At 37.2% G+C, this 25,548-nt stretch carries 24 protein-coding genes and 1 tRNA gene; 11 read left to right on the top strand and 14 right to left on the bottom strand.

What is annotated here, in order from left to right; translation table 11 throughout:
- Nucleotides 1–15: 15 nt before the first annotated feature.
- Nucleotides 16–783, bottom strand: coding sequence for a hypothetical protein (locus tag CYAN7822_RS05170; protein ID WP_041933138.1), 768 nt, complete (start codon nt 781–783; stop codon nt 16–18).
- Between the two features lie 124 nt (nt 784–907).
- On the opposite strand from CYAN7822_RS05170, the gene CYAN7822_RS05165 reads away from it, so the two are divergent.
- Together CYAN7822_RS05165 and pedR are read left to right on the top strand one after the other, a co-directional pair.
- Nucleotides 908–1,843 (top strand): hypothetical protein, encoded by a 936-nt coding sequence (locus tag CYAN7822_RS05165; RefSeq protein ID WP_013321181.1) that lies wholly within the window; start codon nt 908–910, stop codon nt 1,841–1,843.
- Between the two features lie 411 nt (nt 1,844–2,254).
- Complete coding sequence (pedR, locus tag CYAN7822_RS05160) at nt 2,255–2,533, top strand: photosynthetic electron transport-dependent transcriptional regulator PedR (protein WP_342635703.1); 279 nt, start codon at nt 2,255–2,257, stop codon at nt 2,531–2,533.
- Nucleotides 2,534–2,566: 33 nt separating this feature from the next.
- Here the strand turns inward: pedR and CYAN7822_RS05155 are convergent, their stop codons facing one another.
- Entirely contained in the window at nt 2,567–6,460 is a 3,894-nt protein-coding gene (locus CYAN7822_RS05155; protein ID WP_013321179.1) for a diguanylate cyclase domain-containing protein, read from the bottom strand.
- 140 nt (nt 6,461–6,600) lie between these two features.
- The gene (locus CYAN7822_RS05150; RefSeq protein WP_013321178.1) at nt 6,601–7,488 is read right to left on the bottom strand and encodes a sugar phosphate nucleotidyltransferase; all 888 of its coding nucleotides are present in this window, start codon (nt 7,486–7,488) and stop codon (nt 6,601–6,603) included.
- 75 nt (nt 7,489–7,563) lie between these two features.
- On the opposite strand from CYAN7822_RS05150, the gene CYAN7822_RS05145 reads away from it, so the two are divergent.
- On the top strand, nt 7,564–8,598 hold the full coding sequence (locus CYAN7822_RS05145; RefSeq protein ID WP_013321177.1) for a YheT family hydrolase: 1,035 nt from the start codon (nt 7,564–7,566) through the stop codon (nt 8,596–8,598).
- Between the two features lie 426 nt (nt 8,599–9,024).
- Here CYAN7822_RS05145 and CYAN7822_RS05140 read toward each other — a convergent pair whose 3' ends face one another.
- The 4 genes from CYAN7822_RS05140 to CYAN7822_RS05125 all read right to left on the bottom strand — a co-directional run bounded on the left by CYAN7822_RS05140 (nt 9,025) and on the right by CYAN7822_RS05125 (nt 12,523).
- Nucleotides 9,025–10,239: an ATP phosphoribosyltransferase regulatory subunit gene (locus CYAN7822_RS05140; protein WP_013321176.1), complete on the bottom strand. Its 1,215-nt coding sequence runs from the start codon at nt 10,237–10,239 to the stop codon at nt 9,025–9,027.
- 35 nt (nt 10,240–10,274) lie between these two features.
- Nucleotides 10,275–11,219, bottom strand: coding sequence for a J domain-containing protein (locus CYAN7822_RS05135; RefSeq protein ID WP_013321175.1), 945 nt, complete (start codon nt 11,217–11,219; stop codon nt 10,275–10,277).
- A gap of 103 nt (nt 11,220–11,322) precedes the next feature.
- On the bottom strand, nt 11,323–12,135 hold the full coding sequence (locus tag CYAN7822_RS05130) for an inositol monophosphatase family protein (RefSeq protein WP_013321174.1): 813 nt from the start codon (nt 12,133–12,135) through the stop codon (nt 11,323–11,325).
- A gap of 19 nt (nt 12,136–12,154) precedes the next feature.
- On the bottom strand, nt 12,155–12,523 hold the full coding sequence (locus CYAN7822_RS05125; protein ID WP_013321173.1) for a 2Fe-2S iron-sulfur cluster-binding protein: 369 nt from the start codon (nt 12,521–12,523) through the stop codon (nt 12,155–12,157).
- 64 nt (nt 12,524–12,587) lie between these two features.
- Here CYAN7822_RS05125 and CYAN7822_RS05120 point away from each other — a divergent pair.
- Nucleotides 12,588–12,672, top strand: a tRNA-Ser gene (locus CYAN7822_RS05120).
- 374 nt (nt 12,673–13,046) lie between these two features.
- Here CYAN7822_RS05120 and CYAN7822_RS05115 read toward each other — a convergent pair.
- The 6 genes from CYAN7822_RS05115 to CYAN7822_RS05095 all read right to left on the bottom strand — a co-directional run bounded on the left by CYAN7822_RS05115 (nt 13,047) and on the right by CYAN7822_RS05095 (nt 18,423).
- A complete protein-coding gene (locus CYAN7822_RS05115) occupies nt 13,047–13,475 on the bottom strand; it encodes a hypothetical protein (protein ID WP_013321172.1) in 429 nt (142 codons plus the stop codon).
- A 1,022-nt stretch (nt 13,476–14,497) separates the two neighbouring features.
- Nucleotides 14,498–15,988: a virulence-associated E family protein gene (locus CYAN7822_RS34440; protein WP_013321171.1), complete on the bottom strand. Its 1,491-nt coding sequence runs from the start codon at nt 15,986–15,988 to the stop codon at nt 14,498–14,500.
- An 83-nt stretch (nt 15,989–16,071) separates the two neighbouring features.
- Nucleotides 16,072–16,227 carry a hypothetical protein gene (locus CYAN7822_RS37480; RefSeq protein WP_013321170.1) on the bottom strand — a complete coding sequence of 52 codons (156 nt, stop codon included), beginning with the start codon at nt 16,225–16,227 and terminating at the stop codon, nt 16,072–16,074.
- Between the two features lie 166 nt (nt 16,228–16,393).
- Nucleotides 16,394–16,906, bottom strand: a complete 513-nt coding sequence (locus CYAN7822_RS05105; RefSeq protein ID WP_013321169.1) for a crossover junction endodeoxyribonuclease RuvC — start codon at nt 16,904–16,906, stop codon at nt 16,394–16,396.
- 362 nt (nt 16,907–17,268) lie between these two features.
- Nucleotides 17,269–17,799, bottom strand: coding sequence for a hypothetical protein (locus CYAN7822_RS05100; RefSeq protein ID WP_013321168.1), 531 nt, complete (start codon nt 17,797–17,799; stop codon nt 17,269–17,271).
- A 351-nt stretch (nt 17,800–18,150) separates the two neighbouring features.
- On the bottom strand, nt 18,151–18,423 hold the full coding sequence (locus CYAN7822_RS05095) for a DUF21 domain-containing protein (protein ID WP_013321167.1): 273 nt from the start codon (nt 18,421–18,423) through the stop codon (nt 18,151–18,153).
- Nucleotides 18,424–18,598: 175 nt separating this feature from the next.
- Between CYAN7822_RS05095 and CYAN7822_RS05090 the strand changes: the two genes are divergently transcribed.
- Together CYAN7822_RS05090 and CYAN7822_RS05085 are read left to right on the top strand one after the other, a co-directional pair.
- On the top strand, nt 18,599–19,432 hold the full coding sequence (locus tag CYAN7822_RS05090) for a carbonic anhydrase (RefSeq protein WP_013321166.1): 834 nt from the start codon (nt 18,599–18,601) through the stop codon (nt 19,430–19,432).
- Between the two features lie 61 nt (nt 19,433–19,493).
- Nucleotides 19,494–20,282 carry a sulfite exporter TauE/SafE family protein gene (locus tag CYAN7822_RS05085; RefSeq protein ID WP_013321165.1) on the top strand — a complete coding sequence of 263 codons (789 nt, stop codon included), beginning with the start codon at nt 19,494–19,496 and terminating at the stop codon, nt 20,280–20,282.
- 80 nt (nt 20,283–20,362) lie between these two features.
- Here the strand turns inward: CYAN7822_RS05085 and gloA are convergent, their stop codons facing one another.
- Nucleotides 20,363–20,791, bottom strand: a complete 429-nt coding sequence (gene gloA / locus CYAN7822_RS05080) for a lactoylglutathione lyase (RefSeq protein WP_013321164.1) — start codon at nt 20,789–20,791, stop codon at nt 20,363–20,365.
- A gap of 225 nt (nt 20,792–21,016) precedes the next feature.
- Between gloA and CYAN7822_RS34435 the strand changes: the two genes are divergently transcribed.
- The 5 genes from CYAN7822_RS34435 (at nt 21,017) to CYAN7822_RS05055 (ending at nt 25,540) form a co-directional block, all read left to right on the top strand.
- Entirely contained in the window at nt 21,017–22,402 is a 1,386-nt protein-coding gene (locus CYAN7822_RS34435; RefSeq protein ID WP_049802500.1) for a protein kinase domain-containing protein, read from the top strand.
- 186 nt (nt 22,403–22,588) lie between these two features.
- Nucleotides 22,589–24,391, top strand: a complete 1,803-nt coding sequence (locus tag CYAN7822_RS05070) for an ABC transporter ATP-binding protein (RefSeq protein WP_013321162.1) — start codon at nt 22,589–22,591, stop codon at nt 24,389–24,391.
- A gap of 76 nt (nt 24,392–24,467) precedes the next feature.
- Nucleotides 24,468–24,938: a Uma2 family endonuclease gene (locus CYAN7822_RS05065; protein ID WP_013321161.1), complete on the top strand. Its 471-nt coding sequence runs from the start codon at nt 24,468–24,470 to the stop codon at nt 24,936–24,938.
- Between the two features lie 96 nt (nt 24,939–25,034).
- Nucleotides 25,035–25,283 carry a hypothetical protein gene (locus tag CYAN7822_RS05060; RefSeq protein ID WP_013321160.1) on the top strand — a complete coding sequence of 83 codons (249 nt, stop codon included), beginning with the start codon at nt 25,035–25,037 and terminating at the stop codon, nt 25,281–25,283.
- On the top strand, nt 25,280–25,540 hold the full coding sequence (locus tag CYAN7822_RS05055; RefSeq protein ID WP_013321159.1) for a type II toxin-antitoxin system RelE family toxin: 261 nt from the start codon (nt 25,280–25,282) through the stop codon (nt 25,538–25,540). The genes CYAN7822_RS05060 and CYAN7822_RS05055 overlap by 4 nt, the downstream gene beginning before the upstream one ends.
- Nucleotides 25,541–25,548 lie beyond the last annotated feature (8 nt).

The following is a 25,548-nucleotide window of genomic DNA, read 5'->3' as shown; positions in this document are numbered from 1 at the left end:
AAGAAATCTTCATTTTCAAAGGAGAATAATAATAATTCTAATTCTGATGATAAAGATTCCGTGTCGGGATTCTAAGGTAGTAGAATATTGTTTTTGATATCTTTTATTGAGTTCGTAAAAGCGAGCCTTTAATAAGTTTTGCCTCCAAGCGAGTAAATAGCTAATCATAATCATTCCTAAAATTATTGCTGCTGCTGTTGCGGCTTGGCGTTTTCTGGCTCTAGGTTGACGTGCTTGTCTAGCTTCAATGAGGGCTTTTTGAATAATATCACTCCATTGCTCTGCTAAATCTAGCACTGAACTTGAATTTATTTGAGCGTCTATTTCAGTGACTGTGATGATGACTCGTCGAGTTAAAAGCTTTTGATCAGAGGCAACAATGACGGTTAACCCATTAAGAATAGATGTGTTCACTCTGAGGGAATCCGTATCGAAACCTGTATTAATAATACTATTGAGTGTTCCTTGAATGCGCTGAACTCTTCTTTCAATTGGTGATAAACCCCCGTTAGATTCTAATTGTGAAGGTGAAACTTCTGGGGAGCCTATTTCAAATAAAAAATTTCCATCTAGGTAAATAGAGGCAAATTCTGCATCTCCTATATTTCCGTTAGAAAAGACCTTGGAATTAAGCCTTTGAGAGGGGTGTTGAGCTAAGACTAAGCTTTGTGAACTGCTCAGTAAAATAACCATTAAAAGACATATTAATCCTGAAGCAATATTTCTGGCTATTTGGCCTTGATTTTTTTGTCGGCTTATTTGCCTTCGTTTTTGAGTTTTCATCTTTAATAGAGGCTGAAAGTCTTTTTCAAGTTATATCAAAGCTTAAATGTGGGTAAGATTTTCTGATAAGTTTAAACTTCCTGGGCTAAGATAGCAATTATACCAGGGTTATAGGTCACTCACAATGTCTCAACGTCGAGATCCTCTCAAGGTAATCAGTATTATTAGTGCTGGGGTACGACTCTACCGCGATAATTTTAAAACTTATTTGGGCATTTCACTGTTGGCTAACCTTTGGCTTTTAGCTCCTTTTTTAGTTTTAATTCTTTTTGATCTATTAAAAACTTTTCTTGTAACTATTTTACCTAAATCGGGAGACATCCCCGGTTTTTTGTGGTTTTTAATGGTATTGATGCCTTTTTGGCTAATTTTTTTCGCTTATTGTGCGGCTCAGTTTTTAACTAATACTGGAGTCATTTCTAGATTAGCTTTTAGTCTATTAATTAATAAGCCTGAAACGGTTCGGCAAGCGCGTCAGGAATTAAAACCTAGAAGGTTGCAGTTTATTTTGAATCACTTCTTATACCTTATTCTTTTCTTTTTTATTTTTAGAGTCTGGCAAATTATTCAGGTCATGGTCTTTTATGTTCCTGCTAGTTTCATCCCCAACCCAAAGCTACAGTTAATGATTCAATGGGTTGGTTATCTCTTTTTTGTCATAGGATTTAGCTGGTTTTATGCTCGTTTATTTTTTCCCGAAGTCCCTTTAGCCATCGAAAAAAATCTCCAGCTTGGGGATGCTATTATTCGTAGCTGGAAATTAACTAGCGGCTTTGCTTGGTCTATACTTTTCATTATTTTTCTAGTAATATTATTAACTATGCCGCTTTATCTTTTGTCAGGTATTCCCCTAATTTTTGCGGCTGTCTATGCGATGACAGGATTATTCAATCAAGTTTCATCCTTGGTATTATTATCAATTATTAACAATTTTATTAAAGGAGCGATTATAATTTATTTTCTGCTCAATATCGCTATTTTACCCTTTTGGCAAACCCTCAAAAGTGTCATTTATTATCATCTCTATAGCCAACAAGATAGACATGATACTGATTTTTAGCTTCTTTCCTAGCCTTAATTAGTGTTGGGAATTAACAGCAGATCGCTATCTTACCTTTTTGGCAAACCCTCAAATGTGTAACCGACAAGCTTAACCCAAGTCTTTAGCGCGAGAACATTTGAGAAATTTTTTACTTATTGTAATATGTTCTGATGATCTAACAAGATTACTTAATCTTTTTTTCGTTTTAGTTGAGCAGAATTGAGAGGCACGAGAAACAACTGTCTCAAAATCTTCCTTAAGATAGTGGCGTAATTCAAAAAAAGTGCTATGTATCTGGAGAAAATCTTAAATCTAAATGGTGACAATTAAGATTTCTAATCGATGACTTTGATTATAACTTCTTAACAATATCTAGCTAAACGATCAACTACAATAAAAAAAAGGGTGAGTAATTTTGCTAAGGGACAAATACTTATGGCTAGCAGTAAGTTTGAAACCCCTGCTTCATTATCAGAGAGGGAACTGCAAATTATTGAGTTAGTAGCGAATGGTCTGACTAATTTGGAAATCGCCAATCGGCTAGAAATTAGCAAGAGAACGGTGGATAACCATATTAGCAACATTTTGACTAAAACCAAAACAGATAATCGTGTAGAGTTGGTGCGTTGGGCTTTACAGTGGGGAAAAGTCTGTTTAGATGATATCAACTGTTGTATCATCCCGGCACCGAGACCACAAGAAACTTAAGTGGGATTGGGGTATCGAAGAATTCCCGGCTTTTTATGGGATAGAAACGACTCGATCACGTCCGTTGGCTTTGGCTTGATAAAGTGCTTCATCGGCAGCATTAATCAACGCTTTAGGAGAAAGGGCACCACTCGGGATCAGACTGGCGACGCCTAAACTGAGGGTAACGCACTGATAAGCTGATTTAGTATGGGGAATCGTTAAGTTTTTAACTTTTTGACGAATTTGTTCTGCTACAAATAAAGCTCCTTTTAAAGAAGTTTCTGGTAGAACAATAGCAAATTCTTCTCCGCCATAACGGGCAACTAAATCAGCAGGTCGTCCAACGCTAGTTTTGATCACTCTAGCAATTTGCTGCAAGCAATGATCGCCAGCTAAATGTCCGTAGGTGTCGTTGTACCATTTAAAATGATCCACATCAGACAAAATTAAAGACAAACTATGCCGAGAACGCATTAACCGTCGCCATTCTTGCTCTAAATAGACATCGAAACGGTGGCGGTTCGCGACTTGGGTTAATCCATCGATGGCGGAAAGTTTTTTCAGTTCTAGATTAGCATTTTGAAGTTGTTGATGGAGTTCTCCTTGGTGAATAGCGATGGCGGCGGTAATTGTAATCTGAGATAGGAGAGTAATTTCATGGTCTAACCATTTTCGAGGTTGATGACAATCATGAGCAATTAATAGTCCCCAGAGTTGATCAAAAGCCACCACTGGTAAAACGAGGTTAGCTTTAACTTGATAGCGTTTTAATAACTCACGGTGACAAAGAGCAATTTCAGCCTGTTCAATATCCTCAATAGCTTTAACCCGTCCCTGATGATAATATTTAACATATTGGTCTCGAAAACAGGGTTCATCAATGGATTCTCCTAAAATGGAAAATTCCGGAGCGGCGACGGATTCAACAACGACTGTACCCACCCAATGCTCATTAAAACGGTAGAGAAATACTCGATCACTATGGAGCAGATGACGCACTTCAGTGACAATAGTATTGAGAATATCATCAAGCCTATGAGAGGAGCAAATTTTTGGCGCTACTTCCCTGAAGATTCTTTCTCGGGTGCTGAAGTGTTGAATTTCTTGTTTAAGATCAAGGTATTGTTGAAGATTTTCATTAGCCTGATGCTGTTCGGTTGAGAGGGTGAGCAGTGGAGTGGTCAGCAAGTTCGGTTCCCGAGAGGAGAACTCGTTGGGCACGTCGGTTTCAGGAGCGGCTGTAAGACCTTTTTCGAGTGCGTTAAAATTAGGAAGGTTCAAACTGTACCAATCTTGTAGGGTTTGATGGAAGGTTTTGGCTAATAAGGCACTGGGAGAGGGAATTAACTGGGGGACCGAACTCGTTCCGCACAGTTGAGCGTGAAGCAGACTTCCGAGCAAGGCATCTGGAGGTACAGGGCGGCTAATGAGAAAACCTTGAGCATGATCGCAGCCACAATTTTTTAAGAATTCTAACTGTTTGATAGTCTCTACTCCTTCGGCTAAGACTTCGAGTTTAAAGGCTTTGCCGAGCATAATAATCGCTTGACAGAGTTTAGCGTCATTAGGGTCATTGCTGAGGTCTTGCACAAAAGACTTATCGATTTTGAGGGTATTAACCGGTAAATGTTTGAGGACATTGAGAGAAGAATAACCGGTTCCAAAATCATCAATAGCGATTTTGATGCCCATCTGTTTGAGTTGTTCTATGATACTGGTCATGCGCTCGAGATTTTGGATCACTGTGGTTTCAGTAATTTCCAGTTCTAAATCTCTGGGATTAATGCGAGTTTCTTGAATTATTTTGGCAATGCGGGCAACGATATCATATTGTTGGAGTTGAAAAGCAGAAAGATTAACCGCCATTTGTATTTTGGGTAGTCCTGCCTGTTGCCAAATTTGATACTGATGACAGGCTGTTTTTAAGGCCCATTCTCCGATAGGGCAAATTAACCCAGTTTCTTCGGCTAAAGGAATAAATAAAGCCGGTGATACCATTCCTAAACAGGGATGTTGCCAGCGAATTAACGCTTCTACGCCGATCAATTTGCCGGTGGCTAATTCGATTTGGGGTTGATAATGTAAGACAAACTCGTTGCGTTCAATGGCTTTACGTAAATCGGCTTCTAGAATGAGCTTATTGAAGTCTTGATTTGAGCCAGGGCGATAAAGTTGATAGGTGTTTTTTCCCTGTTGTTTGGCTTGATACATGGCTGATTCGGCATTTTTCAGCAAAACTTCGCTACTGTCGCCATCATAGGGAGCTAGAGCAATACCGATGCTTACTCCTAGATAAATTGCTTGACTTTGAACATAAAAAGGTTCTTGAAAATCATTCAAGAGTTTTTGAGAAAAATTAATGGCTTCGTCAACGTAGGCCAGTTGAGAAAGTAAAACAATAAATCCTGCTCCGTGCCAACGGGCTAGTAAAGGCTCAAGGAATGAGTAACTTTCTAGACAATTTTGCAAACGATCACTGGCTTTTTGCAGTAAATAATCTCCCACTCCATGACCTAAAGAATCATTAATGCGTTTAAATTGATTGAGATCAATAATCAGCACGCCTAGCATATTGCTACCATGAGTCGCATCCACTAAGGCCAAGGCAAGACGGTGATTAAAAATAATCCAATTGGGCAGTTGAGTAATGGGATCATAGGACGCTTGATGATGAATGAGATGGGTTAAGCGTTGTTGGGTAAGGATCATGTAGAGATGAAGACCTAAAATCTCGGCGAGTTTTAGTTGCTCACCGGTCCAGTCTGGAACGCCTCGCTGAATTTCGCACCAAGCGACAAAAGACTGTCTAGGCATTTGGTTGCGCTGATCGGGATTTTCTCGTCCGGCCCAGAGGGTTTCCCATTCTCTTTCTTGGCGAAACAGGGTGAGGCAACCGACCCATTGACTGCGAGAACGCAGGGGAATGAATAAAAAAGACTGTATTGATTGATTGCTGAAAGCTTTGGAGAGCAAATGATATTGAGGATCGTTGCAGAGTTCAGCTAAGGTGTAGATCAAGGGACGAGTGGTTAAATTGAGCGCGGTGCTATCGGTTTGGGGTTGCTTGTTTATTTCAGTTTGTGCCGCCTGTTGGGTTTTTCCCTTCATCAAGGCTTGCCATTGGGGTTGTGCTTCTAATTCGGGAAAAATGGGCTGAATGCCATAGGTATATAGTTGATCGCTTTGTTCGGCTAATAAGGATGTAATATAGAGTCTTGCGCCGTCGGCTTCTAGGGTTTTGAGAATTTCTGATAAGACTTGTTGCCAACCTTGACTCAGGTTAGGTGATGGGTCATTGTCAATAATGGTGTTAATTTTTTGAATAAATTCTTCTTGTTGCTTTTGTTTTTGAAATTGGGCAATTAAAGTATTTTGGGCTAGGGCTAAGGAAATTTGTCGGCATAATAATTCTATTGTCCACAGTTGTTCTTGGGAAAAACGCCTAGGTTCGCTATGATGGGCCACTAATAATCCCCACAGTTTATCCCAATAAAAGATGGGTATGGCTAGAGAGGAAAGCACTCCCATCGCTAATAGATACCGTAGATGACAAGGATGGACTGTAGAGTAGGAGGGTTGTTGATAGTTTGTTTGTTTGAGATCGCTGTATTCATTGAGAATATTGATGGTCTTACGTTTAGCGCTGACATCAATGATTACCCCTTGTCGTGCTTTGGCAAATTGTTCTCGTATTTTTAGGGGAATATCTGTGCCGGGAAAATGAAGTCCTAATAAAGAAGGAAGACGCTCAAGATTTGTTGACTCAGCAATGACTTCTCCGCTACCATCTTCAGCAAATTGGTAAATTTTCACTCGATCAACTTTTAAAAAGTCGCGGGCGGCTTGAGCTATTTTTTGTAAACTGTCTTTAAAATCACGGCTGTGGTGAATGAAGTTTGTTATTTTTAGGAGCAATTGCTCTTGATTATGATTTTTTTTAGTCATACTAAGTATTTAGCCCTTGGTAACCTACGATAAGGTTAAACCTGGTCTACTATTTCTAAGATGCCCGATTTTCCTGTAGAATTAACCATCCTGTTATAAAAATTATAATTAAATACCGATTTTTATCTAATGATTTTTACTTAAAATTTGCTAAATTCAATTAAAGTTTTTCGGTAAAATTCCGGCATTCCTGTATCAAAGTAGTTACCCCGAACAACATAACCGATCAGCCCGTCATTTTGACATAGCTGATCTAAAGCGGTTGTTAGTTGAAATTCTCCTCGATAACGGCAATTGTTTTGAATCTCTTGGCCTAAGTAATCAAAGATTTTTGGGCTTAATATATATAATCCAAATAGAGCCAAAAATTGATTTTCTGGCAGGGTTTCTATATGTAACTGTGAACGGGCTTCTTCTCGGGTGGGTTTTTCCCAGGTTTTTTTGATAGTAAGAACTGAATTTTTTTCTTGCCAATTTCCGCTAACGACTCCAGATTTATGCAGAATTTCGGCAGATATGACGGTTAAACCTACTACATTTTTTTCGACTTTTTGATAAAGTTCTACTAACTGTTTACTACAAGAGATTTCTGTCTCTGAACGATAGACATGATCTCCTAATGATAGTAAAAATGGCTGGTTATTGATCCAGTCTTTGGCACAATAAACGGCATGTCCGTAGCCTTCCTGTTGTTCTTGAATAATGAAAGTAATTTTTTTGCCTATTTCTTGTAAATAGTCGCAGTAATCGCGGTTTTCGGGCGAGAGTTTGGCGTATAATTCTGGTTGGGGTAAAGTTTTAAAAAAGTTTTCAAACAGGGGTTGAGCGCTTTTTTGAATAATAATTGCGATTTCTTCTAAACCCGCACTCAATAATTCTTCAACAATTGCTAAAATGATCGGCTTGGCTCGACCATCTTGATCAATAATGGGAAAAAATTCTTTTTTTAAGACTTTAGTGGCAGGAAATAGACGAGTTCCCCATCCGGCTGCTGGAATAATTCCTTTTTTTACCACAGTTTTTGACATATTGACTGATTCCTATTTTAACAAGAGTGTGTTAAAAATCAAACAAGAAGAAGAACAACAAACATTAGTCCCACCATGAAGCCGCTCTATACTCCACCTTTATTTTTACAAAAAGGGTTATCCATGACACTGTACATGGCTTTTGTTGCAAAGCGGAAATGGGAAAGAACCCTAACTGAACCATCCCCGCCCTATCAGCCTACTATTTTTACTGGGGCGCAAGAAGTGCCGATTTTTGGTCTGTTAGCCCTTCCGAAACATCCCATCGGTACAATTATTGCAACTTATGGCATCATTGGGACGCTCGAGGATCAATGGATACTGAGAATTTTGGGACGTAAAGCTTTTGCTAAAGGCTATGCGGTTGTGTTGTTTGACTGGCGAGGTCATGGAAAAACGGCTCAATTATCCCCTACTTTAATGTCTGATGGGTTATATGAAGGAAAAGATTTTATTAAAATAGCCAATGCCGCACTGGAGTTAGGGTGTCCTCCGCCTTTTTGGTTTAGCGGCTATTCTTTAGGGGGACAATTGGCTTTATGGGGTGTCAAAGAAGCTGAAACTATCACTCAAAGGTCAGGATTAAAATCTTCAGATATTGGAGGAGGCGCGGTTATTTGTCCTAATTTAGATTCTCAAAGAACTTTATCTTATTTAGTTGAGGATGTATGGGGTAAATATTTGGAAAAGAGTATCGCCAAAGGGCTGCAACAATTGGCCTGGCAGATTCGACGATCTCATCCTGAAGCGATGGATGTGGATGCGATTGTTCAGTGTAATAGTATTCGAAAATTTGATCAACAATTTGTCATTGAGGGTTTGGGGTTTTCTACGGTGGAAGAATATTATGCCGCTAGTAGTCCGCTACCGTTTTTAAAGCATCTCAAAAAACCGACGTTAATTTTATATGCGGCTGATGATCCTTTGTTTGCTCCTTCTCTTATTCCTGATTTACGGTCGGCTTGTGAGGGAAATCCGATGATTGATTTGGTCATCACTCGTTATGGTGGACATGTGGGTTACATCAGCAGTTTAGCTTGTCAACGCCTTTACCAAGATAATGATCCCTGGTGGGCTTGGAATCGAGTCTTAGAATGGTTTGAGCGGTAGGAATAATAAGTTAACTTTTTTACAAAAAAGCGGCAAAAACTAAAATGACAGCTACCCAAAGCCATAATTTAGTGCGTTCTTTGCATAAACCGGGGAGTTTGAGGGATGAGTCTTTCACGGGTGTTTTCTCGGGTTTTGTCTCTAATTTTAGCTTAAAAAACTTTGTTGATTAGAGCAAGTATCTTTTTTTATAAAAATGATAACTATATTTAATATAATTTCGGAAAGCTCAAATTCAAATCTTCAGAAAATCTTCAAAATCTTTTAGTAGTTTAGGGTTAATGCTCAAAAATTACAGGATAGCATTAGCGGCGTTACTCAGTGAACGAGTAGCGCTTTTTACTTTTGAACATTTAAAATAAGCGTTAAAGGGCGGTATTGCGTCCGGAGGCGTAAGGCACGGTGCAGGTAAACCGCCAATTGGTATTACACTGTTTCGATCAAAGGTGTTCCATCTTCAGTTATCCAAGCTAAATGCTGAATCCGACAAGAACGGGCATACTCTCGAATTTCTTCGGGGTTACGTCCTCCTAAATCGAGAGCGACTCGTACTAAAGTATCGGAGTTTCTTAATTGTTGAGCATAACTAAAAACAGCCGCTTGGGCTTGTGGGGTTTGAGCAATGATCAAGTAATCAATGGCTGGTGTTTGTCTGGGGATGGCTGAATCTTTGGCCGACAGCAAACATAGATGAAGATCATCTAAATTGAGGGAAAATCCGATCCCCGGGGCAGATAATTTTTGAGGATGATACAGTCCTAATAACTGATCGTAGCGTCCGCCTTGCCCTAATACGCGCAATTGATGATCGGTGGAACTGACGACCTGAAAAACCACGCCGGTGTAATAGTCAAAGGTTTGAACTAAACTCAGGTCTAGGATCAGGGGTAAAGGATTAGGAGATAAGAGTTCTAGGAGAGATTTAAGGTCATTAATGATGGCGCGATCACTGTCGTGTAAATCTAAATGGGCAACTTTAGAGAGGACATCGAGAGGATTTCCCCGTAGATCAAATAATAATAAGGCCCTTTCTTTTAAAGCGGCAGAAGGATAAAAAAGGCTTTCTAGAGTAACATAATCAAGATTGGCTAAACAGCCGCGAACTTGTTGACGTAGGGGTTCAGGGAAAGGAGACAGAAGTGATTGGGTTAAGCTGGCTTGTCCTAAGACGAGATGCCAATCAGTTAAGCCTAAAATTTTCAGACAATCAGCGACTAATAGGAGAATTTCGGCATCGGCTAATAGCCCACCCGCAAACAATAATTCTACTCCGGCTTGATAAAATTCTAGCTGTCGTCCATGATAGCCGGCGGGAGGATTTCTAAAGACATTAGCCCGGTAGCAAATCCGTTGAGGATAGGTGCTTGTTTCCATACGGGTGACGGCGGTTCGGGCGATAGAGGCGGTTAATTCGGGGCGTAGTCCTAAAGCTCCTTCTGAGGTATCTTGTAGATGAATGACGGTAGAACGTTCTATGGCCCCTCCCGCCATGAGGGTATCTAGCCATTCAATGGTAGAAGTAACGATCCGTTGATAGCCCCACCGTTGAAATACTTCTTGTAAACGGTCATTAATCCAACATTTTTGGGCTACTTCAAGGGGTAATAAATCTCTTGCACCGGCTGGGGCTTGATGGATCATAAGAAAGGAATTAATAATTTTTACTCAGTTTGATTTTACTTTTTTTTATCTCCTCCACCAAAGAGTGTCCAAAAGCCTTTAGATTGTTTTGAGGAGTCTACTCCGGGCCGGGTTTGTTTAGCATTGGCGGGAAGGGTTTTGTCTAGTTCTTGTTTAGCTTGAAGGGCGATGGGGTCAGTGGGGCCACATTTGAGGGCTGTGGTAATGTGGACTTTGGCCATGGTGGCTTGATTTTGTTTGAGGTAAGCTAAACCGAGCATTCCATGACAGGAGCTATTATTGGGTTCTAATTTTAGAGCCTCTCGCATTTCTAAGATCACTTGGGCATAATTTCCTTTTTCGGCGTAGTTTTGGGCGCGACGAAGATAGGGAGCCACCAGAGATTCTTTTACGGGTTCATTTTCTAGAGGTTGCTCGATGATTTCGATGATGGTGTCTTTATGAATGGTTTTTGATACCTCTTTTGAGACTTCTATATGGGGTGTATGGTTTGGGGTCGTGGATAGGCCCTGTGTTCTGACTAAGTAGGCTAGATTCAATTCACTCAAGAGTGCTATTTTCTGATAAATATTATCAAGAGTTGTATATTGCTCCGCCACTAAAGATTTAAGTAAAGACCTATATTCTAGCTCGAGATTTTTTTTCGTGTTTAATAATTGTTGGGCTGTGGGACTGGTTAATGATAATTGTTGTTGTGATAGTCCACGGCCAATTTGGGATATTATAACCTGATAATCTAGGCGAGATGCTTCTCTTGATAATTTTTCCCAAGCGGGATTAACCAGTTTTGACAACACTGTATTAGCTCTTTCCTTTTCGGCTTTGGTTAAGGCTTTACAGGTGTCAGGATGTAGCTGACGGGCTACAATCAGATACCGTTGCCGCATCTCTTTGAGGTCTGCCCCGATGGGAACTCCTAAAATTGCGTGGTGATCAATATCCACAAATTGAAATAGTCCTTGTTGGATTGGAAATGCCATCTTTTTGTGCCATCCCGTCTTGAAATAGCTAAAGCCTTGCTTCTAGTATGTCTCAATTTTAGAGTGGTCAGTTATACTTCTTTACAATTTACAACAGCTAATCTCACCAAGGAAGCCAACTAGAAGCTTCGTGGAGGGCTTTGCTTAAGCGGTTGTGAATTTGACCATTGGTGGCCAATATTCGACCTGATTCAATCACTAAAGGACTTTCATCATAAGCTGTCACTTGGCCTCCTGCTTCTTCTAGGATAACTATTCCTGCTGTCATATCCCAAGCTTTTATGCCTCTTTCCCAATAGCCATCGACTCGACCACAGGCCACATCGGTTAAATCTAGGGCGGCTGAACCACTGCGACGAACGCCTTGGGTTAGGTGAGTCAGGTAACAAAATTCTCGGTAATTGTTATCGGGGGTTTCCCGGCGGTCATAAGCGAAGCCGGTGACTAATAGACTGCTACTGAGTTGCTGTGTAGTTGATACCTGAATGGGACGACGGTTAAGAGTGGCTCCTTTTCCTTTAGCCGCCCGAAATAGTTCTTTTCTGAAGGGGTTATAAACGACTCCCACTTGGGGGACATTTTCGATTAATAATCCCACTGAAACGCAAGCGACAGGATATCCGTGAGCATAATTGGTGGTTCCGTCTAGAGGGTCAATTGCCCAAAGATAGGGATTATCTGCCTCTCCTAAGTGTCCGGATTCTTCGGCTAAAATACCATGCTCTGGGAAATGCCGCTTTAAAACCTTGAGAATTTCTGTTTCTGAGGTTTTGTCTACATCGGTGACTAAATCCCCGGGGCGGCCTTTTTCTTCTATGGTGTTGAGTTTACCCCATTGTTGTTCTAAGATAACACCGCCGGCTAGAGCGCATTCTGTGGCAATATCTAAAAACCGTTGCAGTTGTTCGTCGTTCATACGTCCTTATGGGATGCTGTTAGTCTTCCTCTAAGGGTAAACCAAAGCGAACTTTTCCACGAGCAAAGTAGCGCCCAAATTGGAGTTCATAGACTTCATCTTCGTCTTGTGTCTCGAGTTCTAAGTCGGAGCGAGCATAAGATACGCATAAAAGGGCGTAACCTCTTTTTTTGAGTTCGGGTGAGAGTCCCATCGCTTCGGGTTGCTCGATTTCTCCTGAGAGAATTCTGACTGCACAAGTGGTACAAGCTCCATTGCGGCAAGAAAAGGGCAGATTGTAGCCTCGCGCTTCTAAACTGTGTAAAATGTACTCATCATCGGGAACTGAGACGGTGATCTCTTCTCCGGTTTGGCGGTTGTCAATGCGAATTTTGTAAAACTGACTCATCTTTCTTTTTTGGCTTGACCAGTTATTCTTTTATATTGTATAATAAATATTTGTGACCCCACCTGGAGAGGTGGCCGAGCGGTTGAAGGCGCAGCACTGGAAATGCTGTTTAGGGCAACTTAACGTGGGTTCGAATCCCACCCTCTCCGTTAAAAAAAAAGAAAAAAAACCTCTAGAACCTTTACCAGTTAAGGGTTCTATTTTTTACTAAGACTCTTCTAACTCAGGTTCTGTAGGGATTCACAGCAAACAAAAGCTCTATTCGTAACCAAAAAAATAACCAAAAGCACTTATTTATAGAAATCTTCCAATATCATAATACTTACTTATTAAAAAGAAAATACTATTGACAAATAAGAAAAAATCTGTGTAGTTTTTGTATTATTTCAACCAACAAACAAATTACAGTATATTTATACTTACATAAATTTAAGTTATAACTTAAATTAGTTATATTTATCTTAAAATTATTGACTTTTTCTAATTTATGTGAATATTTTTAATTAAAAAATTCCTATAAAAACTATAGGAAAATATTAACTATCCTTATAAGATAATGTAATAATTCGTTATCATCTGTAAATATTAATATTTTTTCTTCTTTTTTCTGTGAATTACTTTGATTATCTTCATTTTTAATTACAGCTAATTCAATGGTAGAAGCCTCTGGCTTTTCTTTCAACTTATTAATTACTACGTAATTTTTAACAAAATCTGTTAATTCTGTTATTTCTTTTTGTTGTTTCTCTAGTTTTTCATTAAAATTACTTTCTAAAAATTCTATCCTCTCAACTAATTCTGAATAAGAATCGTTTTTTATATTCACTTCTTTGTTTAATCCTAAAAATTCTCTTAAAAGCCTAGCGGCAATTAAAGAAAAAGATTCATTGTTTTCCTTGAATTTGTTTAAGGCTTCTAATTCATTTGGGAATTTAGCAAAAGTTATGTTCATATCTAAATCTAAGTTGATTATTAATTATTGATATTTTAATTTTTTAAGTTTTAATAGTCAATAATTTTTAATTGTTTGTAATATTTTTGTAAGAATTAGGTAGTTACTTGATTTTAATATTTTCTGATTGCGTCTAGAATTAGCTCAGACACGTTCTAAATTAGAAAAAGGATCGTTTTAAACTTTTGAAGATTACAAGGCACTTAAAAAGCAATTTCTAATTTTCAATCAGTCCAGTAATAGAAGGAGTGCTTACGCACGGTTATTAGCTGACTCGGCATTGTGACTACTAAGTCATAATTACTATTAAAAGTTTTACAATGCCTCGATTGAAGATTAGTCAGAAAAAAATTAAGGCAAAACTAGAATTATTAATTGTTGAGCTAAAATAAAAAAATATCTATATTCGATAAAAAATTAAATAAGCTTTCTACAGAAGAAGATAATAATCAAAGGAATTTAATTATTGAAAGGTTAAAGCTATTTTTAGGTAAAAAGAAACTTAGAAATTACCAAGTTTCTAGATATCAACTAAATTATGCTTGCACTTTTCCAGAAGTAACTGCTAAAGGAAAAGATATTCATCATAAATCAGGCACGGAATCTATTAGAAATGGGGAAATTTTACTTTGTTCTGTTGATGATCGATTATTCAACTTAGAATTAAAAAGTAAAAAAGAACATAGTGAAGAGCATTTAAAAAATAATGATACTAATTTTGTTCCTTATGGTAGATTTTACTAATAAGAAGATGAATTACTTTTAGTAAAATTATTTATTTTTACTTTAGTTTAAAAAGTAATTGAGCAGGGGAAAAATATAGCTTTTAGCCATTTTTTAAAAGAGAAAATTTTAGAAATTTAAGTCAGAAAGAAATAGTAGAAGAGTTTCTCTTAAAAATCATTTTTCTCTTCTACTTGTTAAAAAAAAATCAAAAAAAAAAGTTTTAAAAATAGGTTGTCCCACTTAAAAAATAAACCCCTACAAGCATTATTCTGTAAGGGTTTTAGGGCGAGACAACCTTAATCAGCAAAAAGATCTGAGAGGTTGTCACGTTCAATATTTTGTTCAAGTTTTAGGTTTTCAGGAGGAAAATATACACGAACCTGCCGTCCCTTTTTACGAACTCTCTCCTTAGAAAAACCTAATTTTTTTAAAATATCTGAAAGTCTCATTTCATTCTTTTTATCTTTGGAAACCGTCATACCATTTGTATTTAAGAAGTTAAAAAATTCATTAGAATTAATGCCTTGAAAATCCTCTCCTTCTTTTTGCAAAGTTTGTTTTGTACATTCGATAATGTAATTTTCCCAAGGATCTTCATACTCATAATAATTGTTATCCTCTTCTTGTAATTTCCAGAACTCTTTAGGTAAGTTATCAGAAATACCCTTTTGATAATCAATTACAGCAGAACTCCAGATGGATTTTACTGAACCTTTCAACAGTTCTAAGTCTATCTGTTGTTTTCTCACAGGAATTATCCAAAATCTTCTGTTTCCTGATGGATCACTTAGAAAATTATCTGAATTTGTAGTCCCGACAATTACAGATCTTCTAGGCATTTTAAGAAGGTTTTTACCGTAAGGGACTCGATATGAATCCTCTCTCTTACTAAGGAAATGTTTGATTGTCGCATGATAAGTCTTGCTAGTGAAACCATCTAACTCACCCCATTCCAGTACCCAAGATTGTGCAAGAATCATATAGTCATCCTTATCTAATTTCCCTGTCATTGAGTTAGAAAAAAATCCTGATCCTAGTATTTCAAAGAAGCTAGTTTTTCCTACACCTTGATTTCCATAAAGAACTAAAGCATTGTCGAACTTAGAACCAGGTTCAAAAACCCTTCTAACTGCTCCTATCAACCATCTGTAGAGATATTCATTATAAAGAGGTTCATTACAACCCAAAAACTCTGAAGCAAGATTTTTAATATCTCTTACTTGAGTATTTAACTGACATTTTAGTAGATAATCTTTAACAGGATCGAATTCATTTTCTTCTGCTATTCTCAACAAACAAGCTTTCCATAAATCTTCTGAAGCGTCAATACCAAACATATCTCCAAAAAAAACTCTAAGAGAAGAAGTTTCTATTTCTTTTCCGTCTAAACAAATTTTTTGAGTTCGGACATTCCAAGTAATCCTATCTGCAAATTTTAATCTAAGAAAATCTAACAATTGAGGAGCTTTAGAAATTCGAGGAACATCCTTAAAAAGAATTTCAGTAGCATCTTTACCTAGACGATTTTCAATATTCTGTTGTTTTTGTTCTTTTATAGCTTCCTTCTTTAATTTCTTTAATTTAGAGGAAATTTTTTGATTCTCACATTGATTATCTAAACAAGAAAACTTTCCATCTTGAGCAATATTTAAATTTTGTCCAGAACAAACGGGACACTCATATTTATTTGGTTCTGCTGTAGCTTTAAGAAATTGAACGTAGTTGGAAATAATAAAACGATTACGAGTAGTTTTTTCTTTATTTGGATGATAAAATGATGAATACATAATAAAAAAGATTTTAAAAATAGTTTTTTTTAAATGAATAATAAAGAAATAGTCAGAAAGAAACTTCTGACTATTTATAGTTTTTATGCTGTTTCTAAGAAATTAATGAAAATTTCCCTAAAGTAAGTAGAATATTTTCCTTTGTATTTTTTGTTGTTAGCTATTTCCTGTAGTTTTTCTAATTCTTTTTCAGAAATTATAAAGGACATGATTCGGTTTTTAGGATTTGTTTGGGACATTATTATTATCTTAATTTTTAACAATTACAATTGTAGCACAAGCAATTGATTGAAATTAGAATATTACACTATTTAGACAGGTAGAAATAACCGAACAAGCTTGTACGGTTGCAGTCACTAATAAACCTCCACTTAAAATGTGGAGGAGTCAGAAAGAAAAGAATGATTAAGCCAGAGATAAGGGAGTATCTTTCTCTATATCGAGAATTCCAGTTAGCCCAATAGCAATGGAATCAGTAATGTGATTGTTTGTATAAGCTGATAAAGTAGAAGGAATATTACTAACCATTCCTTTTACTTGTTCAAATAAACCTACTTTACTAATCCTACTATTCCCAGTAATCAAAAATTTTACGTGATTAGGAGCAATCTTGTGAATTTTTAAATCAAACTTATTAGCAGCATTTATAATTATCTCAGTTGCTTTATCGACTTTCTTTGTATTTTCTGTCTTAATCATAAAAACAGGAAACTCTAAAATTATTATTGTTTTTTCTTTGTTAAAATTGGAAAACCATTTAGTAAATTTTCTATTGATGTTGTTGTATTTATTCTCCAAGTTTTTTTCTTGTTCTTGTTCAATACAGTTGAAATCCATTAATTTTTTGTTTGAATCTAGCAAACTAACTGCTAAATAATTCAAACCTGGATCAACTCCAATAATGAATTCATATTTCATTATTAAAATTTTAAAAATAAATGACTACTTCTATTATCTCTTATTGATTAAAATATTTTTTATTTGTAATTCATTTTTAAATTAAGTCAGAAAAGAAATTAATTATCCAAAGTTGAATTAGTCAAAAAGAAAAATTAAAGTAATTAGAAAGCCATTCTGGCTTAGTCAGAAAAGAAAAAATTTAGTTTCAAGTAATTAATTTGCTTTTGGCGGCTGAAACGTTTGGTTATGGTTGAGGGCTTATGGTAACACTCGCGGTTTAAAACGCAAGAGGTAAAACTCTTATATGACAAGGCTGCCAAGTTAGTTAGTTCAAAATTACTGAAAAAGTGCGAGTGAACATTGAACGTTTTTTCAAGGTTTCAGCTATTCATTACAGTTCTATCGAAGGTATTCCGACACCTTTCTGTTGAACAGTAACACGGAATCGTTCCAAAATTAATTATTTTCTGACTTGACATCTTAAGATAGTAATAAAAAAAAGAACTAATTATAAGATTCGTTACAGTTTGAATATGAGTCAATAAATAAACTTCTGACCAGACAAAAAGTTTTTTATGATGATTTACATAACAATCCCATAAGGATTTTACAGTGATAGTTTCTTGTTTATTTTCAGAACCAACTAATTGTAAATGCGGATGTTTTTTATGCTTTTTTACAATGTCACGTATTTCTTCTTTATCAAGTTTTCCCGTAACCAAATTATCACCAATGTACTTATCCAAATCTTGGGCTATGAGCAAGCTCTTTAGATAAGTTTCATTAGAAATCCTACCAACAGACAAGTTTAATCCCGAAGCTAATACACTTCTACTAATAAAAACTTTGTAATAACCCGCTTGATTGAGTATGGAAACGTACTGAAATCTTGGTTTTGTTGAATGAATCATAATCTTAATTCCTTAAATTTCTAGCTCATCCTAGACCTATTGTAACAAAAAATAACCAAAATAGTAACCAAAATTAGCACTAATTCTTTGAACAGTTGTATTGAAAAGGTTTTAAGGTTAAATGCCTAGCACTAAAAATGCTGTTTAGGGCAACTTAACGTGGGTTCGAATCCCACCCTCTCCGTTAAAAAAAAAAGAAAAAAAACCTCTAGAACCTTTACCAGTTAAGGGTTCTATTTTTTACTAAGACTCTTCTAACTCAGGTTCAGTAAGATATTTCAGCTTAGCTAGTTCTCTAATTACACCAAAAATCACACCAAACAGTTTTGCTTATGTAAATTTATTTATTTATTAATTAATAAAATAATATATTTTTAATGGCTTTTTAAGAAAAGAATAGGGCCTAATTTGAGAATTATTAAATAAATTATTAATCATCACAATAGTCGCAAAAGTATGATTAATATTTTGACGAATATTTAAGAGAACCTTCGTCGCTTGATTATTAGATTGAGCTAGGTGTCTAACCCGGAGCGGGGAAACTGACAAAATTGCTGTTTCTGTGCAAGCGCAAAGAGCAGACCCAACAAGGACGAGGAGGGCTACTATTAATAAATGCGGCATAATTAAGATTTTAAAATTATATTTTTATAATAATTTTGATCAAAACAGTTTAACTCATCCAAAAATAATTTATCTTAAGGGTTAAGTATTTTTTCCAATAGCTATACAAAATGGCCATACTGCATAATAATTTTATAAGGTTAAGCCAAACAGCCAGATAAAGAGACTCCCACCTATGAAAAAACTAATTGAGGGCTTAGAAAAATTCCAAAGCGGCTACTTCAGTCTTCATCGAGATCTATTTGAGGAACTCGCTCACGGACAAACGCCCCGAATTCTATTTATTACTTGTTCAGACTCCCGTATAGACCCTAATTTAATCACTCAAGCTCAAGTGGGAGAACTATTCGTCATTCGCAATGCAGGAAATATGATTCCTCCCTATGGGGCGACGAATGGAGGTGAAGGAGCCGCTCTAGAATACGCTGTTCATGCTTTGGGGATAGAACAAATTATCGTTTGTGGACACTCCCATTGTGGGGCGATGAAAGGTTTATTAAAATTAAATACACTCGCTGAAGAAATGCCTCTAGTCTATGATTGGCTTAAACAGGCAGAAGCCACCCGTCGCGTCGTCAAAGATAATTATAAAGACTTACAAGGGGAAGAATTATTAGAAGTTACTGTGGCAGAAAATGTTCTCACTCAGCTAGAAAATCTTCAGACTTATCCCATTATTCGCTCTAAACTCCATCAAAATAAACTTTTGCTTGAGGGATGGATTTACCGCATTGAAACTGGAGAAATCTTTGCCTATGATTCGGTGTTACATGATTTTGTGCCGCCCCACAGTCGTCTACCGGCACCTGAACACGAATATAATTTCCATCCTAGTTGCTCAGTGAAAAACTCAGAAACGACTCCTGAAGAGGAGCATATTTCCCGTTCAGAGTCATCCCCAAAGTCTGGCAGTAATGGGAATGGTCACTCGAATTCAGCAACAAGTAGTATTAATTCTCATTTATCTGCTCAACAGTGGGAGCGAATCTATCGAGGATCAAATCGTTAACAGTTGGGGCGGTACTCTATAATCTAATAGCTGAACCATTACCTAAAAAAGCATCAGAACTATGGGGGTCAACTGGTTAATTTTTCTTGTGGGAGGACTATTTTCAGGGAGTTTAGCTGGATTACTGGGTATTGGCGGGGGGACAATTCTAGTTCCCCTTTTAATTGCTATACATCACGATCAAACCCACTATCAACCCGTTAATGCTGTAGCTACCAGTCTATTAGCCATCGTCATTACCTCAATCTCTGGTAGCATTCAAAATTGGCGCATGGGATATCTAGACCTTAAACGAGTTATTTATATAGCCATCCCTTCTTTATTCACTGCACAAATCGGCACTTATTTAGCTAATAGTGTTCCTGATTATATTCTTTTAGCTTCTTTTGCCCTCTTGTTAATTGCCACTATCTTTTTAACCAATTTACGCAAGCAACTAGCCAGTAAAACCCCTACAGACTCCTCGAAAACAACTAATCTGATGGTTTCTTATGTGATTATTGGTGGAAGTGGAGGATTACTCGCTGGTTTTTTTGGCGTTGGCGGCGGTGTGGTTATGGTTCCTCTACAAATGTTGCTAATTAAAGAAAATATTAAAACGGCTGTTCAAACCAGTTTAGGAATTATTGTTATTACTTCTATAGCCGCTTGTGCGGGACACGCTCTACAAGGTAATGTGCAATTTTTAGAAGGTTTGCTTTTGGGTATAGGCGGCTTAATCGGGGCGCAAATTAGTACCCGTTTTCTTCCTAGATTATCAGATCAACTTGTAACTTTTTTGTTTAGGACTTTGCTGGCTATTTTATCATTTTATTTCTTGTGGAAAGCTTGGATAGCATTTTACAGTTAACAGTGATCAATTATAGGTTTTAACAACTGTATCCCTATTTTCTAAGGACTAATGACTAATGACTAATAACTATTGACAGATCACTGATGACTAATAGCCGCTTCTTGTTTTTGGGAAGAACCTTGAGTTCCCAGTTGAATTAATTCAATTTTATAACCGTTGGGATCTTCGATAAAAGCAATCACTGTTGAACCATGTTTCATGGGTCCAGGTTCACGGGTTACTTTACCGCCTTTCGCTTTAATGTGGGAGCAGGTGGCGTAAATATCATCGACCCCAAGGGCAATATGACCATAAGCATTCCCTAAATCATAACTGTCAACGCCCCAGTTATAAGTTAATTCAATCACGGTATGGTCAGATTCATCCCCATAACCCACAAAAGCGAGAGTAAACTCGCCTCCGGGATAATCTTTTTGGCGCAGTAGCTTCATTCCCAAAACATCACAATAAAACTTGAGGGACTCTTCTAAGTTGCCCACGCGCAACATGGTGTGTAACATTCGCATAAGTTGTCCTTGATCTCCTTGTGTTAACATCCTGTATTTACTTATTGTTACATTTTCAGTCCCAAAAGTTGATTGTCTCAAGGTTAAAGCTTATCAATAGAGAGTTTAGCTGGGGTGCGGAACTCGTTCCGCACCGCTTCATTTGCCCTTATCTACCCATCAGTTGTAACAATATCTCTCTGGCAAGATTAAAATCAATAGAGAGCCTCAAATTTATTTTTAAGTATGATGGGAAAACTTCTTGATGGACGCTACCAGGTGACGCAAATTCTCAGTCAAGGAGGGTTTGGACGTACATTTTTAGCCCTAGATACTAAACTTCCTGGAAATCCAATTTGTGTTGTCAAGCAATTACATCCGGCCACCTCATCATCTAGTGTTTTGCTTAAAGCGCAAGAATTGTTTGAGCGGGAGGCGAAAATTTTACAACAGTTGGGTGAACATCCTAATATTCCTCGATTGTTAGCTTATTTTGAAGAAAATAAAGAATTTTATTTAGTAGAAGAATACATTGTTGGTAAACCTTTGTCGGCAGAATTCCTGATCGGGCAGCCGCTTCTTGAAGAACAAGTTATTACTATTTTAGTAGAATTACTGGAAAATCTGAATTTTGTTCACCAAAATCAGGTTATTCATAGAGATATTAAGCCTGACAATATTATTAGAAGAAGTTTAGATAAAAAATTAGTTTTAATAGATTTTGGTTCCGTTAAAGAAGTTACACAAAAAGATAATTCATCCAAGACATTAATAGGAACTCCAGGTTATATACCCGTTGAGCAAGCGGTTGGCAATCCTCGATTTAATAGTGATCTTTATGCTGTAGGAATCATTGGTATTCAAGCTCTGACCGGACAAATGCCTCAAGAACTTCCTCGGAATTTTAATACTGAACAAATCCTGTGGCATGATTTAGCCAAAGTCACACCAGAATTGGCTTCAATTTTAGATAAAATGATCTGTCATGATTACCGTGATCGCTATCAATCAGCTAGGGAAGTTTTAGAAGATATTCATCGCTTAATCTGGTCTGGTCAACCGGGCCCTGTACCCACTCAACCAAGTCCTTTACCCACTCAACCCCACTCTTTACCCACTCAATTAATTGATGCAGAGCCAAAAATTAAAAGTCCCCAAAAAAACAATAACAGTTTAGTCATGATTGGAGGGGTTGCAAGTTTAGTGGTATTGGCGGCTATAGGAGGAGGCGTAATTTTTTCTCAGATAGAATCTATTCCTAATCCCAAACTTTCTTTAAATGGCAAAATACTTGACGGATTTTTAACCGAGCAAGATAAAGTTTTTAAAAAAAATTCTTTAAATCCTCTTGCACCTTCTGACCATCAAATATTTTACTATAAAGATTATTACTTCAAAGGTAATCAAGGTCAAAAAATTAGTATTGAAATGACAAGTCAACAAATAGACCCTTCGCTTAAATTAGTATTTCCTAATAGTGTTGATGGAGTTGAAAATGATGATATCTCTCCTAGTAATCCCAATGCCAAAATCGTTGTAGATTTACCAGAAACGGGAATTTATAAAGTTATAGTGACTTCTTCCCAACCTCAAGAAACAGGGAGTTATCAACTATCGGGGAAAAAGCTTTAACAATTAAGACAGTTAAAATATTTATCTATCTAAAGATAGATGTAATTAATAAAGTTTTATCATCAAAACATTAATCATGATCTTAAGCATTTCAATGGGTTTGTATTAAATGACCTTTCATCATTAGTCCTAGTGCGTTAAACTTGGTAAATACGATTGCTGAAAATTAAATTCTTCACAAGGCGAGTGTCTAAAAAAACCCAATCTCCCCCATCACTTCATCCTCTAGTACGTCTAGTTAAATATGGACGGCAATACAGTAATTTAATCTGGAAAGCGATTATTTGCTCGATTTTAAACAAAATATTTGATTTAGCTCCCCCGGCTTTAATTGGTGCGGCAGTAGATACTGTAGTTCAACGCCAAAACTCCCTCATCGCCCATTGGGGAATAAAAAATATTTTTGGACAACTCCTATTTATCTGTTTTCTCTCTGTCATTATTTGGGGACTAGAATCACTATTTCAATATATATATGAGCGGCTCTGGCGCAATTTAGCCCAACATATTGAGCATGATTTGCGTTTAGATGCCTATAGTCATATTCAAGAGTTAGAACTAGCTTACTTTGAAGAAAAATCTACAGGTCACCTTTTAGCCATTCTCAATGATGATATTAACCAACTGGAACGGTTTTTAGATTTTGGGGCTAATGACATTTTACAGGTGATTACTACGGTAATTGTTATCAGTGCGGCTTTCTTTATTTTGACCCCTGGTACTGCTTGGATGGCCATGTTGCCCATTCCCTTTATTTTATGGGGTTCAATTTTCTTTCAAAAACTTCTCGCGCCTCGTTATGCAGATGTACGAGATAGGGTGAGTTTACTCAATTCTCGTCTGGCCAATAATTTAAGCGGCATTACTACCATTAAAAGCTATACCACAGAAGCTTATGAAAAGGAACGTCTGGGATTAGAAAGTGAAGGATATCGACAAAGTAACCAACGAGCTATCGCGCTAAGTGCCGCATTTGTGCCGTTAATTCGGATGTTTATCTTGTCCGGTTTTATGGCTATCTTACTGTTTGGAGGAATGGAAGTAATAAATGGAAAACTAGCAGTAGGAACTTATAGCGTGTTAGTTTTCCTCACACAGCGTTTATTGTGGCCGCTTACCAGCTTAGGACAAACTTTAGATTTATATCAACGGGCGATGGCTTCTATCAACAGAGTCATGAATTTATTAGATACGCCTATCACGATTCCTTCCGGGAAGATTGCGCTTCCTGTCTCGGCTATTCGGGGGGAAATTGTTTTAGAAGAAATCAGTTTTGCTTACTCAAATGGATATCCCATCATAAAAAATTTGTCTTTACATATTCCCGCCGGAAAAACCATTGCTATTGTGGGTTCTACCGGTTCAGGAAAAAGTACCCTGGTTAAACTTTTACTGCGACTTTATGAAGTTCAAAAAGGAAGAATTATTCTGGATGGAATAGATATTAAACATATTATTTTATATGACTTACGGCGAGGGATAGGATTAGTCAGTCAGGATGTGTTTCTGTTTCATGGCAGTGTGAGAGAAAATATTGCTTATGGAAGTCCGGATGCGACAACCGAAGAAATTATTCAGGCGGCTAAAGCGGCAGAAGCTCATGATTTTATTATGCAACTTCCCCAAGATTATGACACCATTGTCGGGGAAAGAGGACAAAAATTATCGGGAGGACAACGCCAAAGAATTGCTATTGCCCGGGCAATTTTAAAAGACCCTCCGATTCTAATTTTAGATGAAGCCACTTCTGCGGTGGATAATGAAACCGAAGCCGCTATTGCTCGCTCTTTAGAAAAGATTACTCAAAATCGCACCACAATTGCTATTGCTCACCGGCTTTCTACTATTCGTCATGCTGATTGTATTTATGTGCTTGAATATGGGCAAATTGTCGAACGAGGAACTCATGAAGAGTTGTTAGACAAAGAGGGCATTTATGCTAATTTGTGGCGGGTACAAACAGGGGTAAGGCAATTATCAAAACCTTAATCCTAAAATATATTAATTGTAGGTTGGGGAACGAAACCCAATACTTTACCATTAAATGTTGTTGGGTTTTATTGCAATGGTTACACTCCAACTTAAACAAATTGATCTTCTGCCAGGACAAAAGGTTGTCTTGCGTGAGATATCATGGCAACAATTTGAAGAAATTATCAAAGAACTAGGAGAACATCGGAGTTCACGGATTGCTTATAGTCAAGGTACGCTTTTAATTATGACTCCATTGCCAGAACATGAAGTAGTTAAGGAAATTATTAGCGATTTGGTCAAAATTTTGTTAGAAGAATTAGGGCTTAACTGTGAATGTTTTGGCTCGACAACATTTAAGCGGCAAGACTTAGAACAAGGAATTGAACCTGATGAGTCTTTTTATATCCAGAATTATCAGCAAATGATCTGGAAAAATCGCCTTGATTTGATGGTTGATACTCCTCCCGATTTGGCGATTGAAATTGAGGCAAAAACAGATGCAGATTTTGATAATATTCGGTCTGACGAACGCTTTCAATCATGGCTTGCTTCTGATGAATAATTTCCGCACCCTGTAGCAGATAAATCTTGCCCTGAGCGGTAGCGAAGGGACAGATAATATAATAAACATAGAACCGTCTTTTCTATGGGAAAAAGTATGACAGGAACAGTTAAATTACAAATCCCCTTTGAATGTTTGATAGAAGCGATCACATCTCTCAATCTAGAAGAAAAGCGTCATCTTCAAGAAGTGCTTGAGCAACAAATTTTTGAGCAAGAAGAAGCTATCTATGAGGATGATTTAGACACAATTACTGAAATTCAGGCTGTTCGTGATGAATATGCCAGAGGGGAGTATCAAACCTTTGATGAGTTTTTGGCGCATCGCTCAAAATCCAAATCATGACTTACACTATCATCATTCCTAAATCTGTCCAAAAACAAATCGATGCTCTGCCAGATGAGATAAGCGATCGCGTGGTTGAAAAAATCGACCAACTGGTTGAAGATCAACGTCCAGAGGGATCGATCAAGTTAAAAAACCTCGATAATGAATATCGTATTCGGGTTGGTGATTACCGAGTTCGCTATGAAATTGATGATGAAAATCAGGTGATTCGGCTCTTACAATGTAAGCATCGACGAGATGTTTATCGAAAGTAAGAAAATAG

The sequence above is a fragment of the Gloeothece verrucosa PCC 7822 genome (genome assembly GCF_000147335.1).
GTDB classification, from domain to species: Bacteria; Cyanobacteriota; Cyanobacteriia; order Cyanobacteriales; family Microcystaceae; genus Gloeothece; species Gloeothece verrucosa.
The sequence above is the reverse complement of the archived record's forward strand: the minus strand, read 5'-3'. Positions and strand labels throughout refer to the sequence as shown.

What these genes read in the sequence shown, in the direction of transcription:
- CYAN7822_RS05170 (WP_041933138.1), bottom strand. Translation starts at nt 783, where the DNA reads ATGAAAACTCAAAAACGAAGGCAAATAAGCCGACAAAAAAATCAAGGC.
- CYAN7822_RS05165 (WP_013321181.1), top strand. Translation starts at nt 908, where the DNA reads ATGTCTCAACGTCGAGATCCTCTCAAGGTAATCAGTATTATTAGTGCT.
- CYAN7822_RS05155 (WP_013321179.1), bottom strand. Translation starts at nt 6,460, where the DNA reads ATGACTAAAAAAAATCATAATCAAGAGCAATTGCTCCTAAAAATAACA.
- CYAN7822_RS05150 (WP_013321178.1), bottom strand. Translation starts at nt 7,488, where the DNA reads ATGTCAAAAACTGTGGTAAAAAAAGGAATTATTCCAGCAGCCGGATGG.
- CYAN7822_RS05145 (WP_013321177.1), top strand. Translation starts at nt 7,564, where the DNA reads ATGAAGCCGCTCTATACTCCACCTTTATTTTTACAAAAAGGGTTATCC.
- CYAN7822_RS05140 (WP_013321176.1), bottom strand. Translation starts at nt 10,239, where the DNA reads ATGATCCATCAAGCCCCAGCCGGTGCAAGAGATTTATTACCCCTTGAA.
- CYAN7822_RS05135 (WP_013321175.1), bottom strand. Translation starts at nt 11,219, where the DNA reads ATGGCATTTCCAATCCAACAAGGACTATTTCAATTTGTGGATATTGAT.
- CYAN7822_RS05130 (WP_013321174.1), bottom strand. Translation starts at nt 12,135, where the DNA reads ATGAACGACGAACAACTGCAACGGTTTTTAGATATTGCCACAGAATGC.
- CYAN7822_RS05125 (WP_013321173.1), bottom strand. Translation starts at nt 12,523, where the DNA reads ATGAGTCAGTTTTACAAAATTCGCATTGACAACCGCCAAACCGGAGAA.
- CYAN7822_RS05115 (WP_013321172.1), bottom strand. Translation starts at nt 13,475, where the DNA reads ATGAACATAACTTTTGCTAAATTCCCAAATGAATTAGAAGCCTTAAAC.
- CYAN7822_RS34440 (WP_013321171.1), bottom strand. Translation starts at nt 15,988, where the DNA reads ATGTATTCATCATTTTATCATCCAAATAAAGAAAAAACTACTCGTAAT.
- CYAN7822_RS37480 (WP_013321170.1), bottom strand. Translation starts at nt 16,227, where the DNA reads ATGTCCCAAACAAATCCTAAAAACCGAATCATGTCCTTTATAATTTCT.
- CYAN7822_RS05105 (WP_013321169.1), bottom strand. Translation starts at nt 16,906, where the DNA reads ATGAAATATGAATTCATTATTGGAGTTGATCCAGGTTTGAATTATTTA.
- CYAN7822_RS05100 (WP_013321168.1), bottom strand. Translation starts at nt 17,799, where the DNA reads ATGATTCATTCAACAAAACCAAGATTTCAGTACGTTTCCATACTCAAT.
- CYAN7822_RS05095 (WP_013321167.1), bottom strand. Translation starts at nt 18,423, where the DNA reads ATGCCGCATTTATTAATAGTAGCCCTCCTCGTCCTTGTTGGGTCTGCT.
- CYAN7822_RS05090 (WP_013321166.1), top strand. Translation starts at nt 18,599, where the DNA reads ATGAAAAAACTAATTGAGGGCTTAGAAAAATTCCAAAGCGGCTACTTC.
- CYAN7822_RS05085 (WP_013321165.1), top strand. Translation starts at nt 19,494, where the DNA reads ATGGGGGTCAACTGGTTAATTTTTCTTGTGGGAGGACTATTTTCAGGG.
- gloA (WP_013321164.1), bottom strand. Translation starts at nt 20,791, where the DNA reads ATGCGAATGTTACACACCATGTTGCGCGTGGGCAACTTAGAAGAGTCC.
- CYAN7822_RS34435 (WP_049802500.1), top strand. Translation starts at nt 21,017, where the DNA reads ATGATGGGAAAACTTCTTGATGGACGCTACCAGGTGACGCAAATTCTC.
- CYAN7822_RS05065 (WP_013321161.1), top strand. Translation starts at nt 24,468, where the DNA reads ATGGTTACACTCCAACTTAAACAAATTGATCTTCTGCCAGGACAAAAG.
- CYAN7822_RS05060 (WP_013321160.1), top strand. Translation starts at nt 25,035, where the DNA reads ATGACAGGAACAGTTAAATTACAAATCCCCTTTGAATGTTTGATAGAA.
- CYAN7822_RS05055 (WP_013321159.1), top strand. Translation starts at nt 25,280, where the DNA reads ATGACTTACACTATCATCATTCCTAAATCTGTCCAAAAACAAATCGAT.